Annotated in this window: 22 protein-coding genes; 9 read left to right on the top strand and 13 right to left on the bottom strand. The window is 61.0% G+C overall.

What is annotated here, in order from left to right; genetic code table 11:
- Positions 1-12: 12 nt before the first annotated feature.
- The 3 genes from ABIE62_RS12055 to dusB are packed head-to-tail and all read right to left on the bottom strand — an operon-like array spanning position 13 to position 3,579.
- The gene (locus ABIE62_RS12055) at positions 13-1,458 is read right to left on the bottom strand and encodes a sigma-54-dependent transcriptional regulator (protein ID WP_354326335.1); all 1,446 of its coding nucleotides are present in this window, start codon (positions 1,456-1,458) and stop codon (positions 13-15) included.
- A gap of 3 nt (positions 1,459-1,461) precedes the next feature.
- Positions 1,462-2,562, bottom strand: coding sequence for a two-component system sensor histidine kinase NtrB (locus ABIE62_RS12050; protein ID WP_354326334.1), 1,101 nt, complete (start codon positions 2,560-2,562; stop codon positions 1,462-1,464).
- A complete protein-coding gene (gene dusB, locus ABIE62_RS12045) occupies positions 2,563-3,579 on the bottom strand; it encodes a tRNA dihydrouridine synthase DusB (protein ID WP_354326332.1) in 1,017 nt (338 codons plus the stop codon).
- A gap of 78 nt (positions 3,580-3,657) precedes the next feature.
- Between dusB and ABIE62_RS12040 the strand changes: the two genes are divergently transcribed.
- From ABIE62_RS12040 to ABIE62_RS12030, 3 genes are read left to right on the top strand one after another with little or no spacing between them, the layout of a single operon-like run.
- A complete protein-coding gene (locus ABIE62_RS12040; RefSeq protein WP_354326330.1) occupies positions 3,658-4,815 on the top strand; it encodes a bifunctional 2-C-methyl-D-erythritol 4-phosphate cytidylyltransferase/2-C-methyl-D-erythritol 2,4-cyclodiphosphate synthase in 1,158 nt (385 codons plus the stop codon).
- Between the two features lie 14 nt (positions 4,816-4,829).
- Positions 4,830-5,384: a hypothetical protein gene (locus ABIE62_RS12035; protein WP_354326329.1), complete on the top strand. Its 555-nt coding sequence runs from the start codon at positions 4,830-4,832 to the stop codon at positions 5,382-5,384.
- Positions 5,385-5,388: 4 nt separating this feature from the next.
- Positions 5,389-5,901: a CinA family protein gene (locus tag ABIE62_RS12030; RefSeq protein ID WP_354326327.1), complete on the top strand. Its 513-nt coding sequence runs from the start codon at positions 5,389-5,391 to the stop codon at positions 5,899-5,901.
- On the opposite strand, the gene ABIE62_RS12025 is transcribed toward ABIE62_RS12030, so the two are convergent.
- Both ABIE62_RS12025 and lipA read right to left on the bottom strand, forming a co-directional pair.
- Positions 5,862-6,323 (bottom strand): type II toxin-antitoxin system RatA family toxin, encoded by a 462-nt coding sequence (locus ABIE62_RS12025; protein ID WP_354326325.1) that lies wholly within the window; start codon positions 6,321-6,323, stop codon positions 5,862-5,864. The two genes, ABIE62_RS12030 and ABIE62_RS12025, sit on opposite strands and share 40 nt — an antisense overlap.
- On the bottom strand, positions 6,323-7,282 hold the full coding sequence (gene lipA, locus ABIE62_RS12020) for a lipoyl synthase (protein WP_354326323.1): 960 nt from the start codon (positions 7,280-7,282) through the stop codon (positions 6,323-6,325). Before lipA ends, ABIE62_RS12025 begins: the two co-directional genes overlap by 1 nt.
- A gap of 103 nt (positions 7,283-7,385) precedes the next feature.
- On the opposite strand from lipA, the gene ABIE62_RS12015 reads away from it, so the two are divergent.
- Positions 7,386-8,126 carry an NYN domain-containing protein gene (locus ABIE62_RS12015; protein WP_354326321.1) on the top strand — a complete coding sequence of 247 codons (741 nt, stop codon included), beginning with the start codon at positions 7,386-7,388 and terminating at the stop codon, positions 8,124-8,126.
- Positions 8,127-8,213: 87 nt separating this feature from the next.
- Here ABIE62_RS12015 and ABIE62_RS12010 read toward each other — a convergent pair whose 3' ends face one another.
- Complete coding sequence (locus ABIE62_RS12010; protein WP_354326319.1) at positions 8,214-9,605, bottom strand: hypothetical protein; 1,392 nt, start codon at positions 9,603-9,605, stop codon at positions 8,214-8,216.
- A 328-nt stretch (positions 9,606-9,933) separates the two neighbouring features.
- Between ABIE62_RS12010 and gyrA the strand changes: the two genes are divergently transcribed.
- The gene (gyrA, locus tag ABIE62_RS12005; RefSeq protein WP_354326318.1) at positions 9,934-12,723 is read left to right on the top strand and encodes a DNA gyrase subunit A; all 2,790 of its coding nucleotides are present in this window, start codon (positions 9,934-9,936) and stop codon (positions 12,721-12,723) included.
- 45 nt (positions 12,724-12,768) lie between these two features.
- Here gyrA and ABIE62_RS12000 read toward each other — a convergent pair whose 3' ends face one another.
- Positions 12,769-13,434 (bottom strand): lysoplasmalogenase family protein, encoded by a 666-nt coding sequence (locus ABIE62_RS12000; RefSeq protein WP_354326316.1) that lies wholly within the window; start codon positions 13,432-13,434, stop codon positions 12,769-12,771.
- 101 nt (positions 13,435-13,535) lie between these two features.
- Here ABIE62_RS12000 and trmFO point away from each other — a divergent pair, with 101 nt between their 5' ends.
- Positions 13,536-14,921 carry a methylenetetrahydrofolate--tRNA-(uracil(54)-C(5))-methyltransferase (FADH(2)-oxidizing) TrmFO gene (gene trmFO / locus ABIE62_RS11995; RefSeq protein WP_354326314.1) on the top strand — a complete coding sequence of 462 codons (1,386 nt, stop codon included), beginning with the start codon at positions 13,536-13,538 and terminating at the stop codon, positions 14,919-14,921.
- Between the two features lie 73 nt (positions 14,922-14,994).
- Here the strand turns inward: trmFO and ABIE62_RS11990 are convergent, their stop codons facing one another.
- On the bottom strand, positions 14,995-15,459 hold the full coding sequence (locus ABIE62_RS11990; RefSeq protein ID WP_354326312.1) for an EF-hand domain-containing protein: 465 nt from the start codon (positions 15,457-15,459) through the stop codon (positions 14,995-14,997).
- Positions 15,460-15,502: 43 nt separating this feature from the next.
- Positions 15,503-16,162, bottom strand: a complete 660-nt coding sequence (locus ABIE62_RS11985) for a squalene/phytoene synthase family protein (RefSeq protein WP_354326310.1) — start codon at positions 16,160-16,162, stop codon at positions 15,503-15,505.
- A gap of 371 nt (positions 16,163-16,533) precedes the next feature.
- Here ABIE62_RS11985 and ABIE62_RS11980 point away from each other — a divergent pair, with 371 nt between their 5' ends.
- Genes ABIE62_RS11980 through ABIE62_RS11970 form a run of 3 tightly spaced genes read left to right on the top strand, consistent with a single transcriptional unit; the run spans position 16,534 to position 18,676 of the window.
- Positions 16,534-17,760, top strand: a complete 1,227-nt coding sequence (locus ABIE62_RS11980) for a pilus assembly protein TadG-related protein (RefSeq protein WP_354326308.1) — start codon at positions 16,534-16,536, stop codon at positions 17,758-17,760.
- Between the two features lie 2 nt (positions 17,761-17,762).
- Entirely contained in the window at positions 17,763-18,215 is a 453-nt protein-coding gene (locus tag ABIE62_RS11975) for a TadE/TadG family type IV pilus assembly protein (protein WP_354326307.1), read from the top strand.
- Entirely contained in the window at positions 18,212-18,676 is a 465-nt protein-coding gene (locus tag ABIE62_RS11970; protein WP_354326305.1) for a TadE/TadG family type IV pilus assembly protein, read from the top strand. The genes ABIE62_RS11975 and ABIE62_RS11970 overlap by 4 nt, the downstream gene beginning before the upstream one ends.
- Before the next feature lie 54 nt (positions 18,677-18,730).
- Here the strand turns inward: ABIE62_RS11970 and ABIE62_RS11965 are convergent, their stop codons facing one another.
- From ABIE62_RS11965 to ABIE62_RS11950, 4 genes are all read right to left on the bottom strand, one after another.
- A complete protein-coding gene (locus ABIE62_RS11965) occupies positions 18,731-20,086 on the bottom strand; it encodes a pyruvate dehydrogenase complex E1 component subunit beta (protein ID WP_354326303.1) in 1,356 nt (451 codons plus the stop codon).
- A gap of 3 nt (positions 20,087-20,089) precedes the next feature.
- Complete coding sequence (gene pdhA, locus ABIE62_RS11960; protein ID WP_354326302.1) at positions 20,090-21,175, bottom strand: pyruvate dehydrogenase (acetyl-transferring) E1 component subunit alpha; 1,086 nt, start codon at positions 21,173-21,175, stop codon at positions 20,090-20,092.
- 144 nt (positions 21,176-21,319) lie between these two features.
- On the bottom strand, positions 21,320-21,622 hold the full coding sequence (locus ABIE62_RS11955; RefSeq protein ID WP_354326301.1) for an FtsB family cell division protein: 303 nt from the start codon (positions 21,620-21,622) through the stop codon (positions 21,320-21,322).
- 107 nt (positions 21,623-21,729) lie between these two features.
- Positions 21,730-22,227: acyl-CoA dehydrogenase family protein (locus tag ABIE62_RS11950; protein ID WP_354326300.1), on the bottom strand; the 498-nt coding region annotated here is incomplete at its 5' end.

Raw genomic sequence — 22,227 nt, 5'->3', positions numbered from 1 at the left:
TCAGGCACGATTTCAGTGCGTCGAAAAGCGATCCGGCTCCAGCCCCAACTCGCCAATCCGCTTGCGTAAGGTGTTGCGGTTGATGCCGAGCAGTTGGGCGGCACGCAGCTGATTACCGCCAGTGCGGCCCAGCGCATATTCGATCAGCGGCTTTTCAAACGCCGCCAACGCGCGGTGGTAAAGCGTGCCTGACGGCGGAGACTCGCCAGCCAGCCACTGCGCCAGAGCAGCGGAAAACCCGCCCTGCCCGCCGTTTGCCGCCTGGTTCGGAGCCGAAATTTCCTGACCGATAATGTCGCTGACGCTGCTCGCATCGATCCGATCCTCGCGCGCCATCAGGGCGAGGCGGTAAACCACATTGCGCAGTTCGCGAACATTGCCGCGCCAGTTCCGCACTTCTAATTGCGCCATCGCTTCGGGTGTCATCTGACGTCGAGGTAAGCCATCTTCGGCGGCCAGCGTCAGGAAATGCTGCGCCAGCGCGGCAATATCCTCGCGCCGTTCGCGCAGTGGCGGCAATTCGATCGGCACGACGTTGAGGCGATAGAACAAATCCTCGCGGAACGTGCCTGCCGCAATCATCGGGGCCAAATCGCGATTGGTGGCAGCGATGATGCGGACGTTGACCGCAATTTCCTGCCGCCCGCCAACGCGCCGGATGCGCCCCGATTGCAGCGCGCGCAGCAGCCGGGTTTGGGCTTCGGCCGGCATATCGCCAATTTCGTCAAGGAACAGCGTGCCGCCATTGGCCTGTTCAAACTTGCCGATCGCCTGCGCTATGGCTCCGGTGAACGCACCCTTTTCGTGGCCGAACAGTTCGCTTTCAACCAGATCGGCAGGGATCGCAGCAGTGTTGACTGCCACGAACGGCCCGGTGCGGCGGTTGCCGAGTTGATGGATCGCTTCGGCCACCAGTTCTTTGCCGGTGCCGCTTTCGCCCGTAATCAGCACGGTGAGATCATTGCGCAGCACGCGGGTGATCATGCGATAGACGCCCTGCATCGCCGGGCTGCGGCCTACCAGCGGCATTCGCTCACCTTCGCCGCCGGACAGCGTATCTTCATTCATATCCGCAGCAGGCGCGCGCACACCGGCCGCCTGCCGCACCGCGTGAACCAGTTCATCGAGATCAAACGGCTTGGGGAAATATTCGAACGCGTCGCTTTCACTCGCGCGCACCGCCGTATCGAGCGTGTTCTGTGCCGACAGCACGATGATCGGCATGTCCGGCGCAGCTCTTCGCACGGCAGAAAGGCTTGCCAGCCCGTCTCCGTCTTCGAGGATGACATCGGTCAACATGACAGCGAATGTGTGCCCGTCCAGCAGCCGGTCACGTGCGGCGATGGTGCTGCATTGCGCGATGGCAAAGCCTTCGTCTTCCAGGGCGGCGGTAATGACTGTCGCGATGGCGGCATCATCCTCCACCAGCAGGATCATATCGGACGGGAGATGGGCCATGGTCTATGTTGCGTCCTGCGCCTGCGGCAAATGCAGCCGGAAATGGGTGAGGCCTGCGCGAGCATCGCGTTCGTGACTGACATTGCCGCCCATGTCGCGCATCAGCTTGCGCACCAGCGCAAGGCCAAGCCCCTGACCCGAAGGTTTAGACGAAACGAATGGTTCGAACACATGGTCGCGCAAAGCGGGGTCAATGCCGGGGCCATTATCGCTGATGGTGATTTCAATCGGTAAAGTCACGGCGCGGCCATGCCGAACCGCACTGAACGCAAACCCGCTGACGAACCGCGTCTGAACCGTGACAACCGCCGCTTCGTCGGTGCCCAGTGCGGCATCGCGGGCATTGGAAATCAGGTTGATCAGCACCTGTTCAAGCGCATCACGGTTGACCAGCACTGGCGGCAGCGAGGGATCAAACGCCTCATGGATTTCAAACGCGGCATGATTTCCGCTGGCCGCGCGCACAGTCGCCACCGCTGCGCGGATCGCCTCGTGCGGGTTGCAGGCATCGACCGGGCCGGTGCGAGTGCTGCCAAGCTGCTGCATCCGGTCGATCAGCCGGGCGATCCGGTCGACCTCTCCGGTGATCATCCGTGCAAGTTTCTTGTCAGCATCGGGCAGCTTGCGTTCAACCAATTGCCCTGCCCCCCGGATCGCGGCGAGCGGGTTCTTGATTTCATGCGCCAACACAGCAGGCGCGCCCAGAATTGCCTCGGCATCGGATGAATGGGCTGCGTCATCATGCCCGATCTGCGACAGGGTCACCACCCGCCAACCGGGAAACCCGCCGAGCGGCGATGCGGTAAGATTGATCCTGGTTTCGCCTTGGCCAACCCGGATTACCAGATCGCGCGCGACCAATGCATCATCACTTGATCCAAGCCTTGCTTCGACGCGGGGATCGAGCGGGCCGATCCGGTCAATCAGACGGGTACCGATCAGGCGGTTGGCACTCGTGCCGAGCAAGGCTTCGGCGGCATGATTGGCCTCGGCAATGCGGCCCTGATCATCGATTAGCAGCAGCGCAAAAATCAACCCGGAAAGCTGCGCGCGGGCATCGGGCGCGATATCGGCTCCTTGCTCCCTGCTGCGTATCGCCACCACTCAGGCCGCCTGTTGCATCAGAAACGGTGTGTAAAAGCGTTCAATCTCGCCCAGCACCTGATCTGCATCGTCGATGAAGATGGCCTTGTTGCGGAAGTCGGCCGAGCCATGCAGGCCTTTGGTGTACCAGCCCAGATGCTTGCGCGCCATCTTGACCCCGGTATCGCGGCCATAGTGATCGAGCATCCGGCGGTAATGTTCCACCACCAGCGCGTATTGTTCGTCAATCCCCGGTGCGGGCCACGCTTCGCCGGTGCGCCACCAGTGCATGACCTGCCCCAGCAGCCACGGCCTGCCATAGGCGCCGCGTCCGATCATCACCCCATCCGCGCCCGATTGACCCAGCGCATTGGCCGCGTCTTCGATGGAGCAGATATCGCCGTTGACGATCACCGGAATGTTCACCGCATCCTTAACCTTACGCACGAACGCCCAGTCGGCGCTGCCTTTGTACATCTGATTGCGGGTGCGCCCGTGGACGGTGACCATCTGCACGCCGATATCCTCGGCCATGCGGGCAAGGTCAGGCGCGTTCAGGCTATCGTGGCACCAGCCCATCCGCATCTTGACCGTGACCGGCACCTTCACCGCTTTCACCGTCGCTTCCATCAGCCGCACCGCCAGCGGCACTTCGCGCATCAACGCGCTGCCCGCCAGCTGGCCGACAACCTTGCGCACCGGGCAGCCGAAATTGATGTCGATAATCGCCGCGCCATTGCCTTCCTGAAGCTTGGCAGCTTCGGCCATGCTGGCAGGATCGCAGCCAACCAGCTGCATCGACACCGGTTCTTCAATCCGGTCCCACGCGGTTTTCTGCACGGATTGGCGGGTTTCACGGATCGCCGCCTCGCTCGCGATCATTTCGGTGACGTTTAGGCCCGACCCGTAACGCCGCACCAGCGTGCGAAACGGCATGTCGGTCACCCCGGTCATCGGCGCGAGCACCACCGGATCGGCAACCGTAACCGGGCCGATGGCAAGCGGCCTGATCGCCGGAGGGGTGGGAAGCATGGTCATGGTGGATGTGTGCCTAATAATTGGGCAGGCGCATAGTGGATTGCCGAAAGCCCGTCCAGACCTTAAGCGACTGCGGCGATGGCAAGCTTGCCCCCCCTTCCCCCCTTTGCAGCAATCGTGGTCGCCGCGGGCAGAGGCCTTCGCGTGGGCGGCGATACGCCGAAACAGTTCAGGATATGGCGCGGGAAACCGCTGCTCCGGCACTCGGTTGAAGCGCTGCGGTCAGCGGGGGCCGATCCGCTGGTGGTGGTGATTGCCGCTGATGCGCTGGCCGATGCGGCGGAGGCGCTTGGCGGTGTCGATGGCGTGCAGTTCGTTACCGGCGGCGCGACCCGGCAGGATTCGGTGCGTAACGGGCTTGAGGCACTGGCCGATGCAGCGCCGCAGCGGGCGCTGATTCACGATGCTGCCCGCCCTGACCTGCCGCACGAGGTGATCGCCCGATTGCTTGCCGCGCTGGACAATCATCCCGGTGCAGTTCCGGTGCTGCCGGTGGTCGATAGCCTAGCGGTGGCAGGCGATAGCGGGCTGATGGCTGGCAAGGCGGAGCGCGAAAGCCTACGCCGCGTCCAGACCCCGCAGGCGTTCCGATTTGCCGATATTCTCGCCGCGCACCGTATCTGGACGGGCGCAACCAATGCGGGCGATGATGCGCAGGTGCTGACAGACAGCAGCGGTTCAGTTGCGTTGGTCGATGGAGACGAGCGCCTCAGGAAAATCACCTTCGCGGAGGATTTCGTGGATACCGATGCAACTCCCGCATTTCGCATTGGTCAGGGTTATGACGTTCACCGACTGCAGGTTGGCGAGGAACTGTGGCTGTGCGGGGTACAGATACCCCACGACAAGGGGCTATCCGGCCATTCCGATGCCGATGTTGCGCTCCACGCGATTACCGATGCCGTGCTCGGCGCGATTGGCGCGGGCGATATCGGCACGCACTTCCCCCCGAGCGACCCGCAATGGGCCGGTGCCCGTTCGGCGCGCTTTCTCGAGCACGCCGTCAACCTCGCGCGCGATGCTGGCTACAAAATAGGCAATGTGGATCTGACCTTGATTTGCGAAGCGCCCAAAATCGGGCCGCATCGCATCGCCATGCGCAGCGCCGTTGCCGAAATAATGGGCGCATCCGAAATTGCCATCAGCATCAAGGCGACCACCACAGAAAGGCTCGGCTTCACCGGCCGCGGCGAAGGTATCGCCGCACAAGCCATTGTTCTTATGATCGTTACTTAAGAAGGAGTTGCTCCATGCCCCGTCAAATTCTTGCCCCTGCCCTTGCCTTCGCGGCGCTCGCCTCTGCACAAACCGCCCACGCTCAGCAGCAGGCCTGCGTCGCTCCGGCTGACCTTGGCGATGCCGTGGTTTACGCCATGCCGATTGCCTTTGACGCGGCCCGCAATGCCTGCGCCAACCGTCTGTCGCGCGATGGCTTCATGGCAAAAGGCGGCGAGGCGTTCATCGCCAATTTCCGTTCGCAGCAGAACGCCGCCTGGCCGGGCGCGTTTCGATTGCTCAAGACCTTCATGGCTGACGAAAGCAGGGAAGGCAGCGATGTAGACATCAACGCCTTGGTCGCGGCCCTACCCGAAGAATCGCTGCGCCCGTTTGTCGATGGCATGGTCGGCCAGATGATCGCGCAGGAAATCAAAGGCGATAGCTGCGACAAGATTGAACGCGGACTTGAACTCATCAGCCCGCTGCCGACGGAGAATGTCGGCGGACTGTTTGCGTTTATTGCCGAAATGGCCGATTTGAAGAAACCGTCGATCTGCGCGGTCACTCCCTCTCAGGCGAAGAAGTAGACCAATGCCCTTAACGCTGTTGCCCGATGATATCACCGCGCTTGCCGCCAAGGTTGTGGCAGAAAATGCCGCCGCCGGGCGCACGGTGGCGATCGCGGAAAGCTGCACGGGCGGGTTGGTGGCCGGAGCCTTGACCGAAATCGCTGGCTCCTCCTCTGTGCTGGATCGCGGCTTTGTGACCTATTCCAATGAAGCCAAGATGGAGATGCTTGGCGTTGCCAGCGACATCATCGAAACCTTTGGCGCGGTGTCAGTGGCGTGCGTCTGGGCGATGGCCAAAGGTGTGCTCGAACGATCAAACGCAGATGTGGCGGTTGCGGTCAGCGGCGTGGCCGGGCCGGGTGGCGGAACCTTGCACAAGCCGGTCGGCACTGTCGTATTCGCCCGCGTGATCCGCGATGCTGATAGCGAACCCGATGGCGAGCTTAAGTTCTTCGAAGGCGGCGAAGGCCCCGATGGCCGCGCCACCATTCGCCATCAGGCGACGCTTTGCGCGCTGGAACTGCTGTTGCCGTAAAGCTGCGCGGCGCGGGCCTCGAACGCTTCGACCATCTTGCGGAACGCGCGGTCGAAATATTGCCCGGCAATTTTTTCGAACAGGCGGTTTTTGAAGGTGAATTCGACCAGAAAATCGATTTCGCAGGTGTGATCGTCCACCGCACGGAACGTCCAGACATTGTCGAGATCGCTTAGCGGGCCATCAACATAATGCACCGCAATCTTGTGGGGCCGATCCTTGGCCACGCGCGACGTGAAGGTTTCGCGCAACGATTTGAACCCGACCACCATATCGGCAACCAGTTCGGTTTCGGTATTCGATCGCACCCGCGTCGCAATTACCCACGGCAGAAATTCGCCATAGCGGCCAACATCTGCGACCAGATCGAACATCTGCTGCGCGCTATACGGCAGCCGCCGGGTTTCATGAATGCCCGGCATTATGCCCCGGCTTTCGCAGCCGCCCGCGTCAGCTTTTCTTCTCGTGCGGCGCGCATTACCGCGAAATCATCACCCGCATGATAACTTGAACGGGTAAGCGGGCTGGATGCGACTTGCAGGAACCCTTTGGCCCGCGCAATCGCGCCGTAAGCGGCGAAGGCCTTGGGGGTGACGAATTCCTCGACATTGGCGTGCTTGGGCGTGGGCTGGAGATATTGGCCCATGGTGATGAAATCGACTTCGGCCGACCGCATATCGTCCATCACCTGATGCACTTCGAGCCGCTGTTCGCCCAGCCCCAGCATGATCCCCGATTTGGTGAAGATCAGCGGGTTGTGCGCCTTCACCTCTTCCAGCAACCGCAGCGATGCATAATAGCGCGCGCCTGGCCGGATGGTCGGATAGAGACGTGGCACCGTTTCGAGGTTATGATTGTAAACATCTGGTCCTGCTTCACAAATAGCCTCAACCGCGCGGCGCATTTTGCCGCGGAAATCCGGCGTCAGGATTTCGATGGTGGTGTTGGGCGTATTGCGGCGTAGCGCCTCGATCACCTTGACGAACTGTGACGCGCCGCCATCGGGCAGATCATCGCGGTCCACCGAGGTGATGACGATATGTTCCAACCCCATCTTCGCGGCGGCAATGGCGGTGTTTTCCGGCTCCATCGAATCGACCGCGCGCGGCATCCCGGTCTTTACGTTGCAAAACGCGCAGGCGCGCGTGCAAACATCGCCGAGAATCATCACGGTGGCGTGCTTTTTCGTCCAGCACTCACCGATATTGGGGCAGGCGGCTTCCTCACACACGGTATTGAGGTTCAGTTCGCGCATTAGCCGCCGGGTTTCGTGATACCCCTCGCTCACCGGCGCACGCACGCGGATCCAGTCAGGCTTTCGCTGACGTGCGGGGCGATCGGATTGCTGGTCGGGCTGCGGCTGGCTGGAGAGATCGTTCATGCCCTGCCATTTAGGAGCGCGAACCGAGTCCCGCAAGCAGGTGCGGGTTCATCGGGCAAATACGCCGCTTGTCGATGCGCATCAGTCGCTGCATATCGGGACTATGGCCCATTCAACGCTCAAGAACATCGCCCTGCTCATCGATGCGGACAATACAACCCCGGAAGGGATCGACCCGGTGCTGACCGTGATGGCCGAACTGGGGCAGGTCAATATTCGCCGTGCCTATGGCAATTTTGCCAAGGATAACCTGTCCCGCTGGGGTGAAATCAGCAACAAGTACGGCATCCGCCCACAACAGCAGTTTGACGTGTCCAAGGGCAAAAATGCGACCGATATGGCGATGACGATCGATGCGATCGACCTGCTTTATCAGGGCAAGGTTGACGGGTTCGGGCTCATGACCTCTGACAGCGATTTTACCCCGCTGGTCACGCGGCTGCGGCAGGACGGAATTATCGTTTACGGCTTTGGCGAGGAAAAGACGCCGCTGGCATTCAAATCGGTTTGCACCCGCTTCATCGAAATCAAGCAGTTGATCGCCAGCTACGCCGCTGACAAGCCGGGGGCAAAGGCTGACACCGCAGCCCGCGCTGCCGCGGACAGCAGTAGCGCTGTCGATGACGAATTGCTTGAGCTTATTACCGCTGCCTATTCCGAAGCCAAACGCGATGACGAAGGCTATGCCCTGCTGCAACAGGTGGGGCAGATCGCTGGAAACCGCTCCAGCTTCGATGTGCGCAATTACGGGTTCAAACGATTGTCCGACCTGTTTGCCTCGCTCGGCAATTTCAAGCTTGAACGGCGGGCCGACGGGCAGGTTTACGTCAAACGGCTGCGCTGATCGCCTGCGCCTGCCGCTGCATACGAAAAGAGCGCCGGATTCGTCATCCAGCGCTCGGTTCAAGGTCAGGGACTGTTACCTGAGTGGTCAGCTGACCGTGGCCGGGGTCTCTGTTGCCAAGCTGCCTTCGGTCGCAACGTCTTGAGGCGCGGCGGAATCTTTCAACAGCTGCGCCGCATAGGATCCCCACAGTCTGGCAACAGGAATGCGCACGCCTTCCACCTTGGCAAGATTTTGGCTGGCCGCAGCCGCATCACCCATCGCAATCTGGGCAATGCCGAGCCGCGTCAGTGCGAGATTGCGGTCAACGCCGGGGAGCGAAAGGCTCTTTTCATAAAACCGCACCGCCTTGGCATATTCACCATAGTTCAGGAACGCATCGCCCGCTGCCAACACCGTCCGCATCTGCGCCGACGCCGCGCCAGCATCACGTTCGAGCGCCGGCAGATCGGCCCGATCAGCGGCAATGCGTCCGGATGCGATCCGGTACTGTTCATCAACAAAGCTATCCGAACCCTTGGGGATGATGCCGCTTGAATAAGCGCTATCGATCAGTTCCTTGACCTCCAGCGGCAGGCGACGGGAATCAGCGGCTTCGATGTAATAAATGTAATCGCTCTTTTCCGTGAGCGTGCCCACCTTCTTACCAAGCCGCAGCAGGTCAAGCAGCACTTGCGGATCAAAATCGTTGAGATTGCGCGTGAGGTTCACCCCGTCGCGCCAGTTTTCCGGAGTTGGATAATCGCCCACCCAATCCGAAACGAAATCATAAACCTGCGGCACGATTTCGTTGGTGTAAGCGATCGCTACCCCGCGCTTGTACCACCGTTCATCGACAGGCAGGGCCTGTTCCTTGCGCTGGGCAATCGCCGAACTGAGATAGGCCAGTCCTTCGGAATAAAGATCATCGCTGAAATAGGTTTCAGCCATGTTCATCTGCAAATCAGCCATGCTGACGTTTGCACTGGTATAGTTGAGATCAATGGCACGCTGCAGATAGGTGCGCGCTTTTTCGTGCTGGTTCAGATTGGAAGCAATCTGAAACGCGACCAGATTAAAGCGGCCCTGTTCAGCGGGCTGGATATTGTCGCTATCAAGCATCATTTCCACGCCCTGCAACTGCATCGGCAGATCCTTGCCGAGAATCGCAGCGTTGAAGATCATTCCACCCAGCGCCTGCTTTTCATCGGACGACACTGCCAGCGGCACCATCGCAAGGATCTGCGGTTTAAGCGCGGCAAAATCCGCTCCTTCTGCCTTGATCGCGGCGTCAATAGGCTGATAAGCAGCGACGAATTCCTTGGAATAGGCCGCCTTCGCTTCCTCTTTCTTGTCATCCTTCTTTTTCTTCTGCGCATGGGCCGCGTCGGTGAAGCCCGGCACAGCCAATAACGCGGTGCCGCTGGCAAGTGCGAGTGCGAGCGCAAATTGCCGGGCAAAGCCAAGGGAACGACGGTGGGGCGAAAACAAAGTGGTCACAGCATCCTCCAATTGTAGGGCAGCATTGCACCGATTTGGCCAGGGTGCCGCCTGAATCTCCTAGGCAGCCTTTGGACGGCTCACGCCAGATTTGCAATTCCCGCTAGGCAGTCCGTGCTGAACGGCCTTTGAATGGTGGTATGTGCTCCCGTTCAGCCGCTTGCAAATGTGGAAAAATGCACGCTGTTCGCGCTGTGTTCGTCTCCGAAGGTGGCGAAAGCGCGGGCGCAGGCCTAGATAGAGACTATTGCATGGCCCCTCGCGGTCATTGCCGCCACAGCGGCTCCCTAATACGTCCAGAAGAACACCAACAGAAACGGCACCACCCTTGAGCGACGACAGTGAAATCCTCGATTCCCCCGTTCCTTCCCCGATGGGGGGGTTTGAACGCATCGATATCGTCGATGAAATGAAATCGAGCTATCTCGATTACGCGATGAGCGTGATCGTCAGCCGCGCGCTGCCCGATGTGCGCGACGGGTTGAAGCCGGTGCACCGCCGCATCCTGTTCGCCAGCCAGGAAGGCGGCTTCGTCGCGGGCAAACCTTACCGCAAGAGCGCCAAGATCGTTGGCGACGTGATGGGCAATTACCACCCGCACGGCGATAGCGCGATTTACGATGCGCTCGCCCGGATGACGCAGCCGTGGTCGATGCGGGTGCCCTTGATCGACGGGCAGGGCAATTTCGGTTCGATGGACCCCGATCCGCCAGCGTCAATGCGCTATACCGAGGCACGGCTGGCGCGGGTGGCGAACAGCCTGCTTGATGATCTCGACAAGGATACCGTCGATTTTGTCGAAAACTACGACGGCAGCCGCAAGGAGCCGAGCGTTCTGCCGGCGCGTTTCCCCAATCTGCTGGTCAACGGCGCGGGCGGGATCGCGGTTGGCATGGCAACCAATGTGCCGCCACACAACCTTGGCGAAGTGATCGATGCCTGCTTTGCCTATATGGACAATCCGGCGATCACGTCCGAAGAACTGATCGCCTATATCCCCGGCCCCGATTTTCCCACTGCGCCGCTGATCCTCGGCACCCACGGCGCACGCTCGGCCTATACCACCGGGCGCGGGTCGATCCTGATGCGCTGTCGCCACGAGATTGAAACCGGGCGCAATGACCGGCAGAGCATCGTCTTCACCTCAATCCCGTTTCAGGTCGGCAAGAACAACCTTGTCGAGAAAATTGCTGAGGCGGCCAAGGACAAGCGGATCGAAGGGGTTGTCGATATCCGCGACGAATCCTCGCGCGAAGGCGTGCGGGTGGTGGTCGACCTCAAACGTGATGCAACGCCCGATGTGGTGCTCAACCAGATCTGGCGGCACACGCCCGCGCAATCATCCTTCCCCGCCAATATGCTGGCCATCCGCGGGGGGCGGCCCGAAACGCTGATGTTGCGCGATTTTATCGCGGCTTTCATCACCTTCCGCGAGGAAGTGATCACCCGGCGCACCAAGTATGAACTCGCCAAGGCGCGTGAGCGGGCGCATCTGTTGCTGGGTCTGGTGGTCGCGGTTTCCAACCTTGACGAAGTGGTGGCGATGATCCGCAGCGCGCCCAACCCCGCCGCAGCGCGCGCGCGCTTGCTGGCGAAGGAATGGCCGATTGGCGATATTGCGCAATATATCCGGCTGGTCGAAGCGATTGAGCCTGACGCCGATCAGGCAGGCGGCACCTATTGCCTGTCCGAACGGCAGGTGAAGGCGATCCTCGAACTGCGCCTGCACCGCCTGACCGCGCTGGGCCGCGACGAAATCGGTGATGAATTGAAGGGCCTGGCGCTGTCGATCGAGGGATATCTTGCGATCCTTGGCGACCGGGTCAAACTTTACGCCGTGATGCGCGAAGAACTGGCGGAAATCCGCGCTACCTACGCCACCCCGCGCCTGTCGGAAATCGCCCCCGCTTGGGATGGTCTGGAAGACGAAGACCTGATCGAGCGTGAGGAGATGGTCGTCACCGTCACGCATGATGGCTATATCAAACGCACCACGCTCAACACTTTCCGGGCGCAGGCGCGCGGCGGCAAGGGCCGCAGCGGCATGGCGACCAAGGATGAAGACGCGGTGGTCGAACTGTTCGTCACCAGCACCCACAACCCCGTTCTGTTTTTCACCAATACCGGGCGCGTGTACCGCATGAAGGTATGGAAGCTGCCTGAAGGCGGGCCGCAGACCAAGGGCCGCCCGATGGTCAACCTGCTCCCCTTGGGCGAGGACGAGCGTGTCACCAACGTTCTGCCGCTGCCGGAGGATGAGGCATCATGGGCCAATCTCAACATCGTGTTCGCGACCGAGCGCGGCATGGTGCGGCGCAATTCGATGGACGCCTTCACCAATGTGCCGACCGCGGGCAAATACGCGATGGGCTTTGTCGAAGGATCGGGTGATCGGCTGATCGGGGTGCAATTGCTCACCGAAGACCAGCAGATTTTCCTCGCCAGTGATAGCGGCAAGGCGATCCGTTTTTCCGCCACCGATGCGCGCGAAACCAAAAGCCGCACCGGTATCGGCGTGCGCGGCATGGCCTTGAAAGGCGGCGCCAAGGTGGTGAGCATGGCGGTGCTCGATCCGCTGACCGCCGATATGGAGACGCGCGAGGCCTATTTGCGCGCCGCCGCGTGGAAAAACAACGATGCGGTCCCCACCCTGCCTGCCGAGCAAATGGCGGCAATGGCGGATGGGGAAGAGTTCATTCTCACCCTCACGGCCAATGGTTATGGCAAGATTTCCTCGGCCTACGAATATCGCACCACGTCGCGCGGCGGCCAGGGGATCACCAATATCGGCACGCCTGACAGCAATCCGGAACGCAACGGCCCGGTGGTGGCGAGTTTCCCGGTGCGCCACGGTTCGCAGCTGATGCTAGTCACTGATCAGGCCAAACTGATCCGGCTGGGGATTGATCTGCGCCATCTGGTCGAAGACGGGTTTGAAAACCTCAAAGGCTTTTCGATCAGCGGGCGCAGTTCGTCAGGCGTCCGCATTTTTGACGTGGCCAAGGGTGAACATATCGTTGGCGCTGCGTTGATTGATGAGAGCGCAGAACCGGAAAACCCCGCAGAGGAAGCCATCGCCGCCGAAATGTCGAGCGAGAGTGAGCCGCCCGCAACCTGACGGGCTTCTCGCCGCGCAGGCCCACCATGCGAACAGCCCGTGCTTTTATCTTACGGGCTGTTCACCGCGCAGGCATTGCACGATCCCGGTCGCGATCATCACCTGCCCGGCGTAATAGGTCGGCCAGATCAGCAGATCGGGCAACACGCCCAGATCGAACTGGCCCAGTCGCGAAAAAATCAGCCAGTTGCTGATCACAAACAGCACTGCGCCCATCCCGACCCGGTAGCGCGGGAAACGGCTGCTCCACGCCGCCGCCGCCATTACGCCCAGAAAGGCCGCATAAATCGCGACATTCACCTGCCCGCTGAGGAAATAGCTCACCAAAGGGGTGGCGATCAGCAAGACCAGCCCCAGCATCCGCTGGCTTGGCGAAGGGCGCGCTCGCAGGTTGCGCAGGTAAAGCGCCACAGCGACGCCATGGGAAGCGGCAAAGAACGCGCCGCCCGCGATCAGATCAAGTTCGATCGCCATGTCGCCCGCCGCCGCCAGCACCAACGCCAGCACCAGCAATCCGCCATCAAGACCGCGTCGGTCATGCGGCATCCGCATAAATACATAGATCGCAAGCAGGCCAGCCGCCGCGCCTTTGACAAGGAGCCCCCACGTCCCCTCACCCACCGGATTATCGCGCAGGAAATAGAACGCAGTCGCCGCCGCGATGCTCGCCAACAGCCACGGCCTCTGTTCGATCAATGCCCGTTTCGCCATTCTCGCCCTTCCCCTGTCCCGATCCTGCCGGCCCGATCCTGCCGGCCCAATCCTGTCGGTTTGACTTGCAGGCGCGCTATCACGCAATTACCTGCGCTGCCATGAGCGCGATACCAGCAAATCACGATGTGCACATTATCGGCGGCGGGCTCGCGGGAAGCGAGGCGGCGTGGCAGCTGGCGCAGCGCGGGTTTAAGGTGCGCCTTTCAGAGATGCGCGGCAGCGGCACGATGACCCCGGCGCACCAGACCGATGGCCTGGCCGAAATGGTGTGTTCCAATTCGTTCCGCTCGGACGATGATGAAAAGAACGCGGTTGGCCTGCTGCACCATGAAATGCGCGCGCTGGACAGCCTGATCATGCGCGCCGGCCATATCGCGCGGGTGCCTGCGGGCAGTGCAATGGCAGTGGATCGCGATGTGTTCTCGGCCGAGGTTGAAAAAGCCCTGCAAGAACACCCCAATGTCACCATCCTGCGTGAGCGGGTGGATGCCCTACCCGCCAGCGGCCTTACCATCGTCGCCACCGGGCCGTTGACGGCCGAGGCGCTTGCCGCGAGCATCGTGCAGGCGACGGGCAGCGAACGGCTGGCCTTTTTCGACGCCATCGCCCCGATCATCCACCACGATAGCATCGACATGAGCAAATGCTGGATCCAGTCGCGCTGGAACAAACGCACCGATGCATCGAACGAAGGCGGCGATTACATCAACTGCCCGATGTCGCAGGAACAATACCTCGCCTTCCATCGGGGGTTGATCGAAGGCGAGAAGACCGAGTTCAAGCAGTGGGAAAAGGACACGCCCTATTTCGATGGCTGCATGCCGATCGAGGTGATGGCGATGCGCGGGGTGGAAACGCTGCGCTATGGCCCGATGAAGGGTGTGGGGCTGGATAACCCGTTCGATACTACCCCGGAATTTCCGCAGGGGCGCTGGCCCTATGCGGTGGTGCAGCTGCGGCAGGACAACAAGCTGGGCACGCTGTGGAACATGGTGGGTTTTCAGACCAAGCTGAAATATGCCGCTCAGATTGAGCTGTTCCGCACCATTCCGGGGCTGGAAAACGCCGAATTTGCACGGCTGGGCGGTTTGCACCGCAACACCTTCCTCAATTCGCCGCAGGTGCTCGACCGCCAACTGCGACTGCGCGCCGCGCCGCACATCCGCTTTGCCGGGCAGGTCACGGGCTGCGAAGGCTATGTAGAAAGCGCGGCCATCGGGCTGGTTGCAGGGATGATGGCCGCGGCTGAACTGGCCGGGCGCAATTGGCAGCCGCTGCCTGCGACCACCGCGATGGGCGCGCTGCTCAGCCACATCACAGGCGATGCCGAGGCGAGCACGTTTCAGCCGATGAACGTCAATTTCGGGCTGTTCCTGCCGCTCCACGATGTCGGCAAGAAAGTGCGCAAGGAAGCCTATACTAACCGCGCCAAGGCCGATCTGGCACGCTGGATTGCCCAGCAGCAGGAGCGAATCCCCGCGTAGGCGGGGATCTCCGGCAAAATCGCACAACCGCCCGAGGTCCCCGCCAGCGCGGGGATTCGCAAACGCTGAAGAATCAACACTTGCAGGCGGGCTTCTTTGCCGCCGGTTTGGGCGCGGTGGTGGCAAATTCGCGCGGGGTGAGCCGCCCGTTGCCATCGGCGTCGGCGCCTTCAAAACGGTTTACGGTCGTCACCGCCCATTCCTCAAAGGTCAGCAGGTTGTTGCCATCGACATCCAGTGCGCGGAACGCATCTGACCGGGTCGAAAGCATCTCGTTGCGGGTGATCAGCCGGTCGCGGTTGCGGTCGTAACGGAAGAACCGCTGCTCCTCGCGCGTGAGTTCGCTGGGTTCGGGCGGCGTAGGGCCTTCCATTGCGCCCGGATCGGTGATCGGCAGGCTTTCAGGGCCGGGCGCAGGTGCTTCGGGCGACGGCGGCGGCGGGGCGTTGGCTTCTACTGCCGCACGGCCCTGCCACCAGAATACCCCCACCCCGGCAAGGGCAAGCCCCGCAAACACTCCGACAACGGCTTCGCGCAACGATCTGCCCCTTGTTGCTGATTTACTACGGTATTATACGTAGTCAGCGCAGAAAGATAGCCGCCCGCAAAGCCGCCAGCGACGCGCCCCGCCCTTCCATCAGCGGCCGCCCGCCACGCCGCAGTGCCCGCAGCGCCAGCGCATCGAGCACAGCAAGGCCGCGCAGTTCGCGGGGTAAGCGCCCGCCTTCTCCGGCCCGCGCCAGACCAGCTTCGATCAGCAATGCCCGTTCTGAGCCGTCAGACACACCCGCGGCCGCATCCGCAATCGCCCAGCGGGATGCCGCCGCCGCAACGCTATCATGGTCAACGCGACTGCGATCATCGTGCAAGGCATTGAAAAACGCCGCACGCTGCGTCCCAAACGCCTCGACTTCCAACGGGCCAAGCTGCTCGGCAGTCACCAGCACTTCCCAGCCATCGACCATCGCGATCAACGCCGCCTCACGCCCGGCCCAATGCTCCGCAATCGCATCCAGCACGGCATCCCCGCGCGGTCGCTCTGACGGCGGCTTGGCCAGCGCCTCGCGCCACCAGGCGAGCCGCATCTGCCCCAACATCGGTTCGGTCGTGTGGGCAACAATCCGGGCAAGTCGCCGATCAAGCTGAAAGGCTGTGGTTAACGGCCCGCGAAGCTTTGCCGGGCTCCACGCCAGCGCCAAATCTGCCTCAGGCGGGATAGGATCAAGGCGGTCGTCAGTCATCTCCTGTGCGCCTAGCCGCCCCCTTTCGCCAGTGGCAAGCAAACTGTCTCTTTGCGGGACGCCAAGGCAAACAGAAAAGCCGGAAAGCGCCATTAACACCCTGCTAACCATGCTCTTTCGCAATCCGCTTACCGTGGTGCCTTATGGCGATGCAATGTTTCTGGAGATCCCGGGCCGCTCTGGCACGGAATGCCACGGAAAGGACATGTGCGATGGGGCGGAAAAGTAGGGTTGCACGCCCTTTATTCGATTTTTCTGGCACCTGCCAAGCCAGCGAAGATCAGCATGTCCCACGCATTACAGGAGGCTCAAGGATGACGTTTCTAGGAAACCTGGTTTCGAAACTGAAGGCTTGCACGAGTGGCAACGCCTTGATCATCGTGGCGACGGGGCTTCCGGCGTTGATCGGTGGTGCCGGCTTGGCGGTTGACACCGCGCAATGGTACATGTGGAAACGCGAACTGCAGCACGCGGTTGATCAGGCCGCCTATTCGGGTGCCTGGGCCCTGTCCAATCCTGACAGCGCCGGCAATTACGCCGTTCGCGCAGAGCAGGAATATGATGGCAACCTTGGCGTTGTCAGAGACTTTGCGTCCGACCCCACAATCCTGCGTGCCGATTTTGCCGGTGGATCGCAGAACAGCGTCGTCGTCGCAGCGAGCGCCACGCGCCTCCTGCCATTCTCGAGCTTTCTTACAGGCAGTGCCGCAACGGTAAGCGTTCGCGCTCAGGCGATCTTTCAGGCCGGCATGTCCTTCAACGCCTGCCTGATTTCACTTCGCGAAGATGGCACTGGCACAGACATCGGCGGGAATGCGACCATCCGCGCACGCTGCGGCTTGGCCGCGCTTTCTTGCGACGATGACGCGGTGGTGATCGATGGGTCGGCTAACGTCGAGACCGACTCAATCGCGGCTTGCGGGACAGTAAATTCGACCGACCCAGACCACCAAGGGATTATCGCCGAAAACGTGCGGGGGCTAAGCGATGCCTATGCTGATATCGAGCCGCCCACCAACGACACGCCGCGCTCATATAACTGCACCGGAAAGGGTCAGAACCAGCAGGCATCGCTGCTGCCGGGCACCTATCGCGGCCTGCGCATAACATGCAACACGACCTTTGCCCGCGGGATCTACGTGATCGACGGGGGAGAGCTTGATCTTACCCACAATGCGTCGGTTACGGGCAGCGGGGTAATGTTCGTGTTGAAGAACGGTGCCACGTTGAAACTTGGCGGCATGGGTAATGCCAACGCCATCAGCCTGTCACCGATGACCGCCGCCGATTTCGTGGGCACTCCCTACGCATCGCGAGCAGACGAACTCGCTGGTTTCCTGGTGTTCGAACACCGCGACAACAACGCCTCGGGAGAGCACATCTTCAACGGCAATTCCAATTCGCTGATCGAAGGGCTGATCTATCTTCCCGATGGCGATCTTCGGGTAAACGGCACCGCGAACGTGGCTGCGCAGTGCCTCCAGATATCCGCCTACACCATCAAAATCCTCGGTAATGCGTTCCTCGAAACGCTTTGCCCGATTGATGATGCCACCAATGCTGGCACGGCATTGCCGCTCGTACGGATGGTGGCTTGATCATGGCCGGGCTGTTCCAACGCATCGTCAGGGATCGGCGCGGGTCTTTCGCGATCGAGACCGCCTTTGTCGCCCCCGTGTTGATCCTGATGACGCTCGGCATTGCCGAGACCGGAACCATCGTCGCACGCCAGCACGAATTGCAAAGTGTCGCCAATGAAAGCGAGATCATCATCCTTGCAACAAACCAGGGTGCAACGACCAATGTCGAAACGATCAAGGAGATCGTGCAGGAATCGGTCAATCTGTCGGCCGAAGATGTTACCATGACCCAGCTTTACCGCTGCGGTGTTGAAGACGCCCTCGTTGCCAATGCAACCATGTGCGATTCTGACGACGTCGTGTCGTCTTACATCCTTGTTAATATTACCGAAGAGTACCAACCGACCTGGACCTATATGGGAATCGGGTCACCGATTACCTTCTCGGTCGAACGCAGGGTGCAGGTGTCATGATGATGCGTATGTCAGGTAAACCCGCAAGCTCGGTGGCCCACCGTCTTATTCGCTCGCAAAGCGGCGCAGCGATTATTGAATTTGCGCTGTTGGGGCCGCTATTCCTCATGATGCTGATCGGGGTGCTGCAGGTCGGGATATATTTGCAGAATTACAACGCGGTGCAGTCGCTTGCATCGGATTCGGCTCGGCATGTGATGGTCGAATCGCAAAAGCAGAACATCCTGAGCGACGAACAGATCCGCTCTGTATTGCTCGGGATGTCGACCAATTCGCCCTATCTGCTCGACTCTGACCGGCTCGAAATTCTCATCGACCGGTCAGACGTAAGCCGCGTTACCGGCGCGACCGAGATCGATATGGAACTGCGTTACCAGCTGACCGATTTCATACCGGGGGTGGAGCTGCCGCTGAGCGTGATCACTTATTCCCGCTCGGTCTGGGTGGTCGACGAAGCATAAGCCACCACCGGGATCAAACCCCGGCGGCGCACCGGCTTTCAATAATCCGTTCACTTAAATGTAGCACACCTTGCGGGCTGCCTCGGCAATGCGGGCCGCATCGATTAGCGCCAACTTTTCAAGGTTGGCGGCATACGGTAGCGGCACGTCTTCGTTGCACACCCTGAGCACCGGTGCATCGAGGTGGTCGAACCCTTCCTCCATGCAGATCGAAATCACCTCGCTGGCGATCGAACAGGTCGGCCAGCCTTCCTCGGCGATGATCAACCGGTTGGTCTTGGCAAGGCTGGTGAGCACCGCCTGCTTGTCGAGCGGACGTAGCGTGCGAAGGTCGATCACCTCAGCATCAATGCCTTCACCCGCCAGTGTCTGCGCCGCTTCGAGCGCCATGCCGACCCCGATCGAATAGCTGACGATGGTGACGTCCTTGCCTTCACGAATGATCCGCGCCTTGCCAATCGGCAGCACGTAATCATCCATATCCGGCACATCGAAGCTGCGGCCATAGACCAGCTCGTTTTCGAGGAACACGACCGGGTCTTCACACCGGATCGCGGCCTTCATCAGCCCCTTGGCGTCGGCGGCATCAAAGGGCGCGATGACGATCAGGCCGGGGACGCTGGCATACCACGGGCCATAATTCTGGCTGTGCTGCGCGCCGACGCGGCTGGCAGCACCGTTGGGGCCGCGAAACACGATCGGACAGCGCATCTGGCCACCCGACATATAATTGGTCTTGGCGGCAGAATTGATAATATGATCAATCGCCTGCATGGCGAAGTTAAAAGTCATGAATTCGACAATCGGGCGCAATCCGCCCATCGCCGCGCCGGTGCCGATCCCGGCAAAGCCATATTCGGTGATCGGCGTGTCGATCACCCGCTTCGGCCCGAATTCGGCGAGCAAGCCTTGCGTGACCTTGTATGCGCCCTGATATTCGGCGACTTCCTCACCCATCACGAACACGCGGGGATCGCTGCGCATTTCTTCGGCCATCGCATCGCGCAATGCCTCACGCACCGTGGTGCTGATGAAGCTGGTGCCTTCCGGGATGGCAGGGTCTTTGGCAGCGGTTGCGGGTGCCGGTGCGGGCTTTTCAGCCTTGGGAGCAGGCGCGGGTGCAGGCGTGTCCGATTTTGCAGGAGCGGGCGCTGGAGAGGCCTCCTCCCCTTCCACCTCGATCAGCGCAATCACCGTGCCGACCGCGACATCCTCGGTGCCCGCCGCGATCATGATCTTCGACAACACACCTTCGTCGATGGCTTCAAACTCCATCGTTGCCTTGTCGGTTTCGATCTCGGCAATAATGTCGCCCGGTTCGATCCGGTCGCCTTCGGCCTTGAGCCATTTGGCGAGCGTGCCCTGCTCCATCGTCGGCGACAGGGCCGGCATTTTCAGTTCAATCGCCATGGCTCAATACTCCTCCACCAGCACATCGGTGTAAAGTTCACCCGGTGTCGGTTCTGGCGAATTCTCGGCGAAATCTGCCGCGCCAGCGACTTCCGCGCGGATCGCCTTGTCGATTGCTTTCAATTCATCCTCGGTTTTGCCGCCCTCGATCAGGGTTTTCTTCAAGCCCTCGATCGGATCGTGGTGGTCGCGCTGTTCCTGCACTTCCTCGCGGGTGCGGTACTTGGCCGGGTCGGACATCGAATGCCCGCGATAACGATAGGTGTTGCATTCCATCAGCACCGGGCCGTTGCCAGCGCGCACGTGGGCGAAGGCGACTTCGGCAGCGGCGCGCACTTCGAGCACGTCCATGCCGTTCACCTCCATCCCCGGAATGCGGAACGCAGTGCCGCGGCGAGAAAAACGGGTTTCCGCCGATGACCGCTTGCTGGCGGTGCCCATCGCATATTGGTTGTCCTCAACCACAAACACGATCGGCAGCTTCCACAAGGCCGCCATGTTGAAGGTTTCGTAAACCTGCCCCTGATTGGCCGCACCATCGCCAAAATAGGCAAGGCAGATGCCGCCATCTTCGTTGTATTGATGCGCCAGTGCGAGACCCCCGCCCAGCGCCACCTGCGCGCCGACGATGCCGTGCCCGCCGTAAAACTTATGCTCGGTGCTGAACATATGCATCGAGCCGCCCTTGCCCTTGGAAATCCCGGCTTCGCGCCCGGTCAGTTCCGCCATGATCACCTTGGGATCGATCCCGTAGGCGAGCATATGGCCGTGATCGCGGTAGCCGGTGATCACGCTGTCGCGATCATTATCGAGCGCCGATTGCAGCCCGATCGCGACCGCTTCCTGCCCGATATAGAGATGGCAGAATCCGCCGATCAGCCCGAGTCCGTAAAGCTGCCCCGCCTTCTCCTCAAACCGCCGGATCAGCAGCATCTGGCGGTAGAATTCCATCATCTCCGCATCGCTCGCCGCGTAGCGTTTCTTCGCTTCGAACGCGTCTTGCAACGAATGGAGCATGAATTCGGTGTCGTCCGCCGCGCGGGCGGTCTTTTTTGCCGCTGAGGACGGCTTTGCAGGCTGCTTGGCCAAGATCGGGTTCCTCTCTGTGGCGCACTCATGGGGAGGAGAAGCGCATCACCTCGCTATAGGCGGGGAAATATGCAGGGCGCAACGCCAAGCCGTAGCGGAAGTGCCCAGCGCATACGAAATCAGCGGATTGCGGGGCGGGTTGAGCTACTCGTCTTCGAGCGTGATAACGATTTCGTCCTCACGCATCACGCCCAATTGTTCGCGCACCAACTCGCTCGCCAGATCAGGATCAGCCGCTTCGGGATCGAGTAGCATTACCCGGTTGCGCATGGCATCACGCTGTGCAGTGAGGTCAGCAATTTGTGCTTCACGTTGATCGAGCGCGGACACGTTCTCGCTCCAGGCGAGCAGCCCGGTCGGGCCAGCCACAGCAAAGCCCGTCAGCAGCACCAGCGCTATCAGCGCCGCTGCCTGTTTCAGTCTTTCGCCGGATCCGACGTTACGCATTACTGGCTCGTTCCCCCTTGCCGCTTTGCCCACAGAATCACACTTGCCGCTCCGCTGCAAGAACATTGCGCTGCCATGAGCACAAATCCATGCAAATTGGCCCGATTTCAGTAAGAGCGCGGCAGGCCGAGCACATGTTCGGCAAGATAGGACAGGATGAGGTTGGTAGAGATCGGAGCGACGGTATAAAGCCGCGCCTCGCGGAACTTGCGTTCGACGTCATATTCCTCGGCAAAACCGAACCCGCCGAAGGTCTGCACACACATGTCGGCTGCGGCCCAGCTGGCTTCGGAGGCAAGCAGTTTGGCCATGTTGGCTTCCGCACCGGGATTACCGCCCTCATCATAGGTCTGCGCAGCGTGGTGCACCATCAGTTCCGCCGCGCGCATCTGCGCATAGCAGCGCGCGATCGGGAACTGCACGCCCTGATTCTGGCCGATGGGCCGCGCGAACACGCTGCGGTCTTTGGCGTAGGCGGTGGCTTTTTCGATGAACCATTTGGCATCGCCAATGCATTCCGCCGCGATCAGGATGCGTTCGGCGTTCATGCCTGACAGGATGTAGCGGAACCCCTTCCCCTCTTCGCCCACCAAGGCCGATGCGGG

The organism is Porphyrobacter sp. MBR-155 (assembly GCF_040547625.1).
Classification (GTDB): Bacteria; Pseudomonadota; Alphaproteobacteria; order Sphingomonadales; family Sphingomonadaceae; genus Erythrobacter.
This window is presented reverse-complemented; position numbering and strand designations above follow the sequence as displayed.

What these genes read in the sequence shown, in the direction of transcription:
- ABIE62_RS11965 (WP_354326303.1), bottom strand. Translation starts at nt 20,086, where the DNA reads ATGGCGATTGAACTGAAAATGCCGGCCCTGTCGCCGACGATGGAGCAG.
- ABIE62_RS12055 (WP_354326335.1), bottom strand. Translation starts at nt 1,458, where the DNA reads ATGGCCCATCTCCCGTCCGATATGATCCTGCTGGTGGAGGATGATGCC.
- ABIE62_RS12015 (WP_354326321.1), top strand. Translation starts at nt 7,386, where the DNA reads ATGGCCCATTCAACGCTCAAGAACATCGCCCTGCTCATCGATGCGGAC.
- ABIE62_RS12030 (WP_354326327.1), top strand. Translation starts at nt 5,389, where the DNA reads ATGCCCTTAACGCTGTTGCCCGATGATATCACCGCGCTTGCCGCCAAG.
- ABIE62_RS12025 (WP_354326325.1), bottom strand. Translation starts at nt 6,323, where the DNA reads ATGCCGGGCATTCATGAAACCCGGCGGCTGCCGTATAGCGCGCAGCAG.
- lipA (WP_354326323.1), bottom strand. Translation starts at nt 7,282, where the DNA reads ATGAACGATCTCTCCAGCCAGCCGCAGCCCGACCAGCAATCCGATCGC.
- ABIE62_RS12040 (WP_354326330.1), top strand. Translation starts at nt 3,658, where the DNA reads ATGGCAAGCTTGCCCCCCCTTCCCCCCTTTGCAGCAATCGTGGTCGCC.
- ABIE62_RS11955 (WP_354326301.1), bottom strand. Translation starts at nt 21,622, where the DNA reads ATGCGTAACGTCGGATCCGGCGAAAGACTGAAACAGGCAGCGGCGCTG.
- ABIE62_RS11975 (WP_354326307.1), top strand. Translation starts at nt 17,763, where the DNA reads ATGGCCGGGCTGTTCCAACGCATCGTCAGGGATCGGCGCGGGTCTTTC.
- ABIE62_RS11985 (WP_354326310.1), bottom strand. Translation starts at nt 16,162, where the DNA reads ATGACTGACGACCGCCTTGATCCTATCCCGCCTGAGGCAGATTTGGCG.
- trmFO (WP_354326314.1), top strand. Translation starts at nt 13,536, where the DNA reads ATGAGCGCGATACCAGCAAATCACGATGTGCACATTATCGGCGGCGGG.
- dusB (WP_354326332.1), bottom strand. Translation starts at nt 3,579, where the DNA reads ATGACCATGCTTCCCACCCCTCCGGCGATCAGGCCGCTTGCCATCGGC.
- ABIE62_RS12000 (WP_354326316.1), bottom strand. Translation starts at nt 13,434, where the DNA reads ATGGCGAAACGGGCATTGATCGAACAGAGGCCGTGGCTGTTGGCGAGC.
- ABIE62_RS12035 (WP_354326329.1), top strand. Translation starts at nt 4,830, where the DNA reads ATGCCCCGTCAAATTCTTGCCCCTGCCCTTGCCTTCGCGGCGCTCGCC.
- ABIE62_RS11970 (WP_354326305.1), top strand. Translation starts at nt 18,212, where the DNA reads ATGATGATGCGTATGTCAGGTAAACCCGCAAGCTCGGTGGCCCACCGT.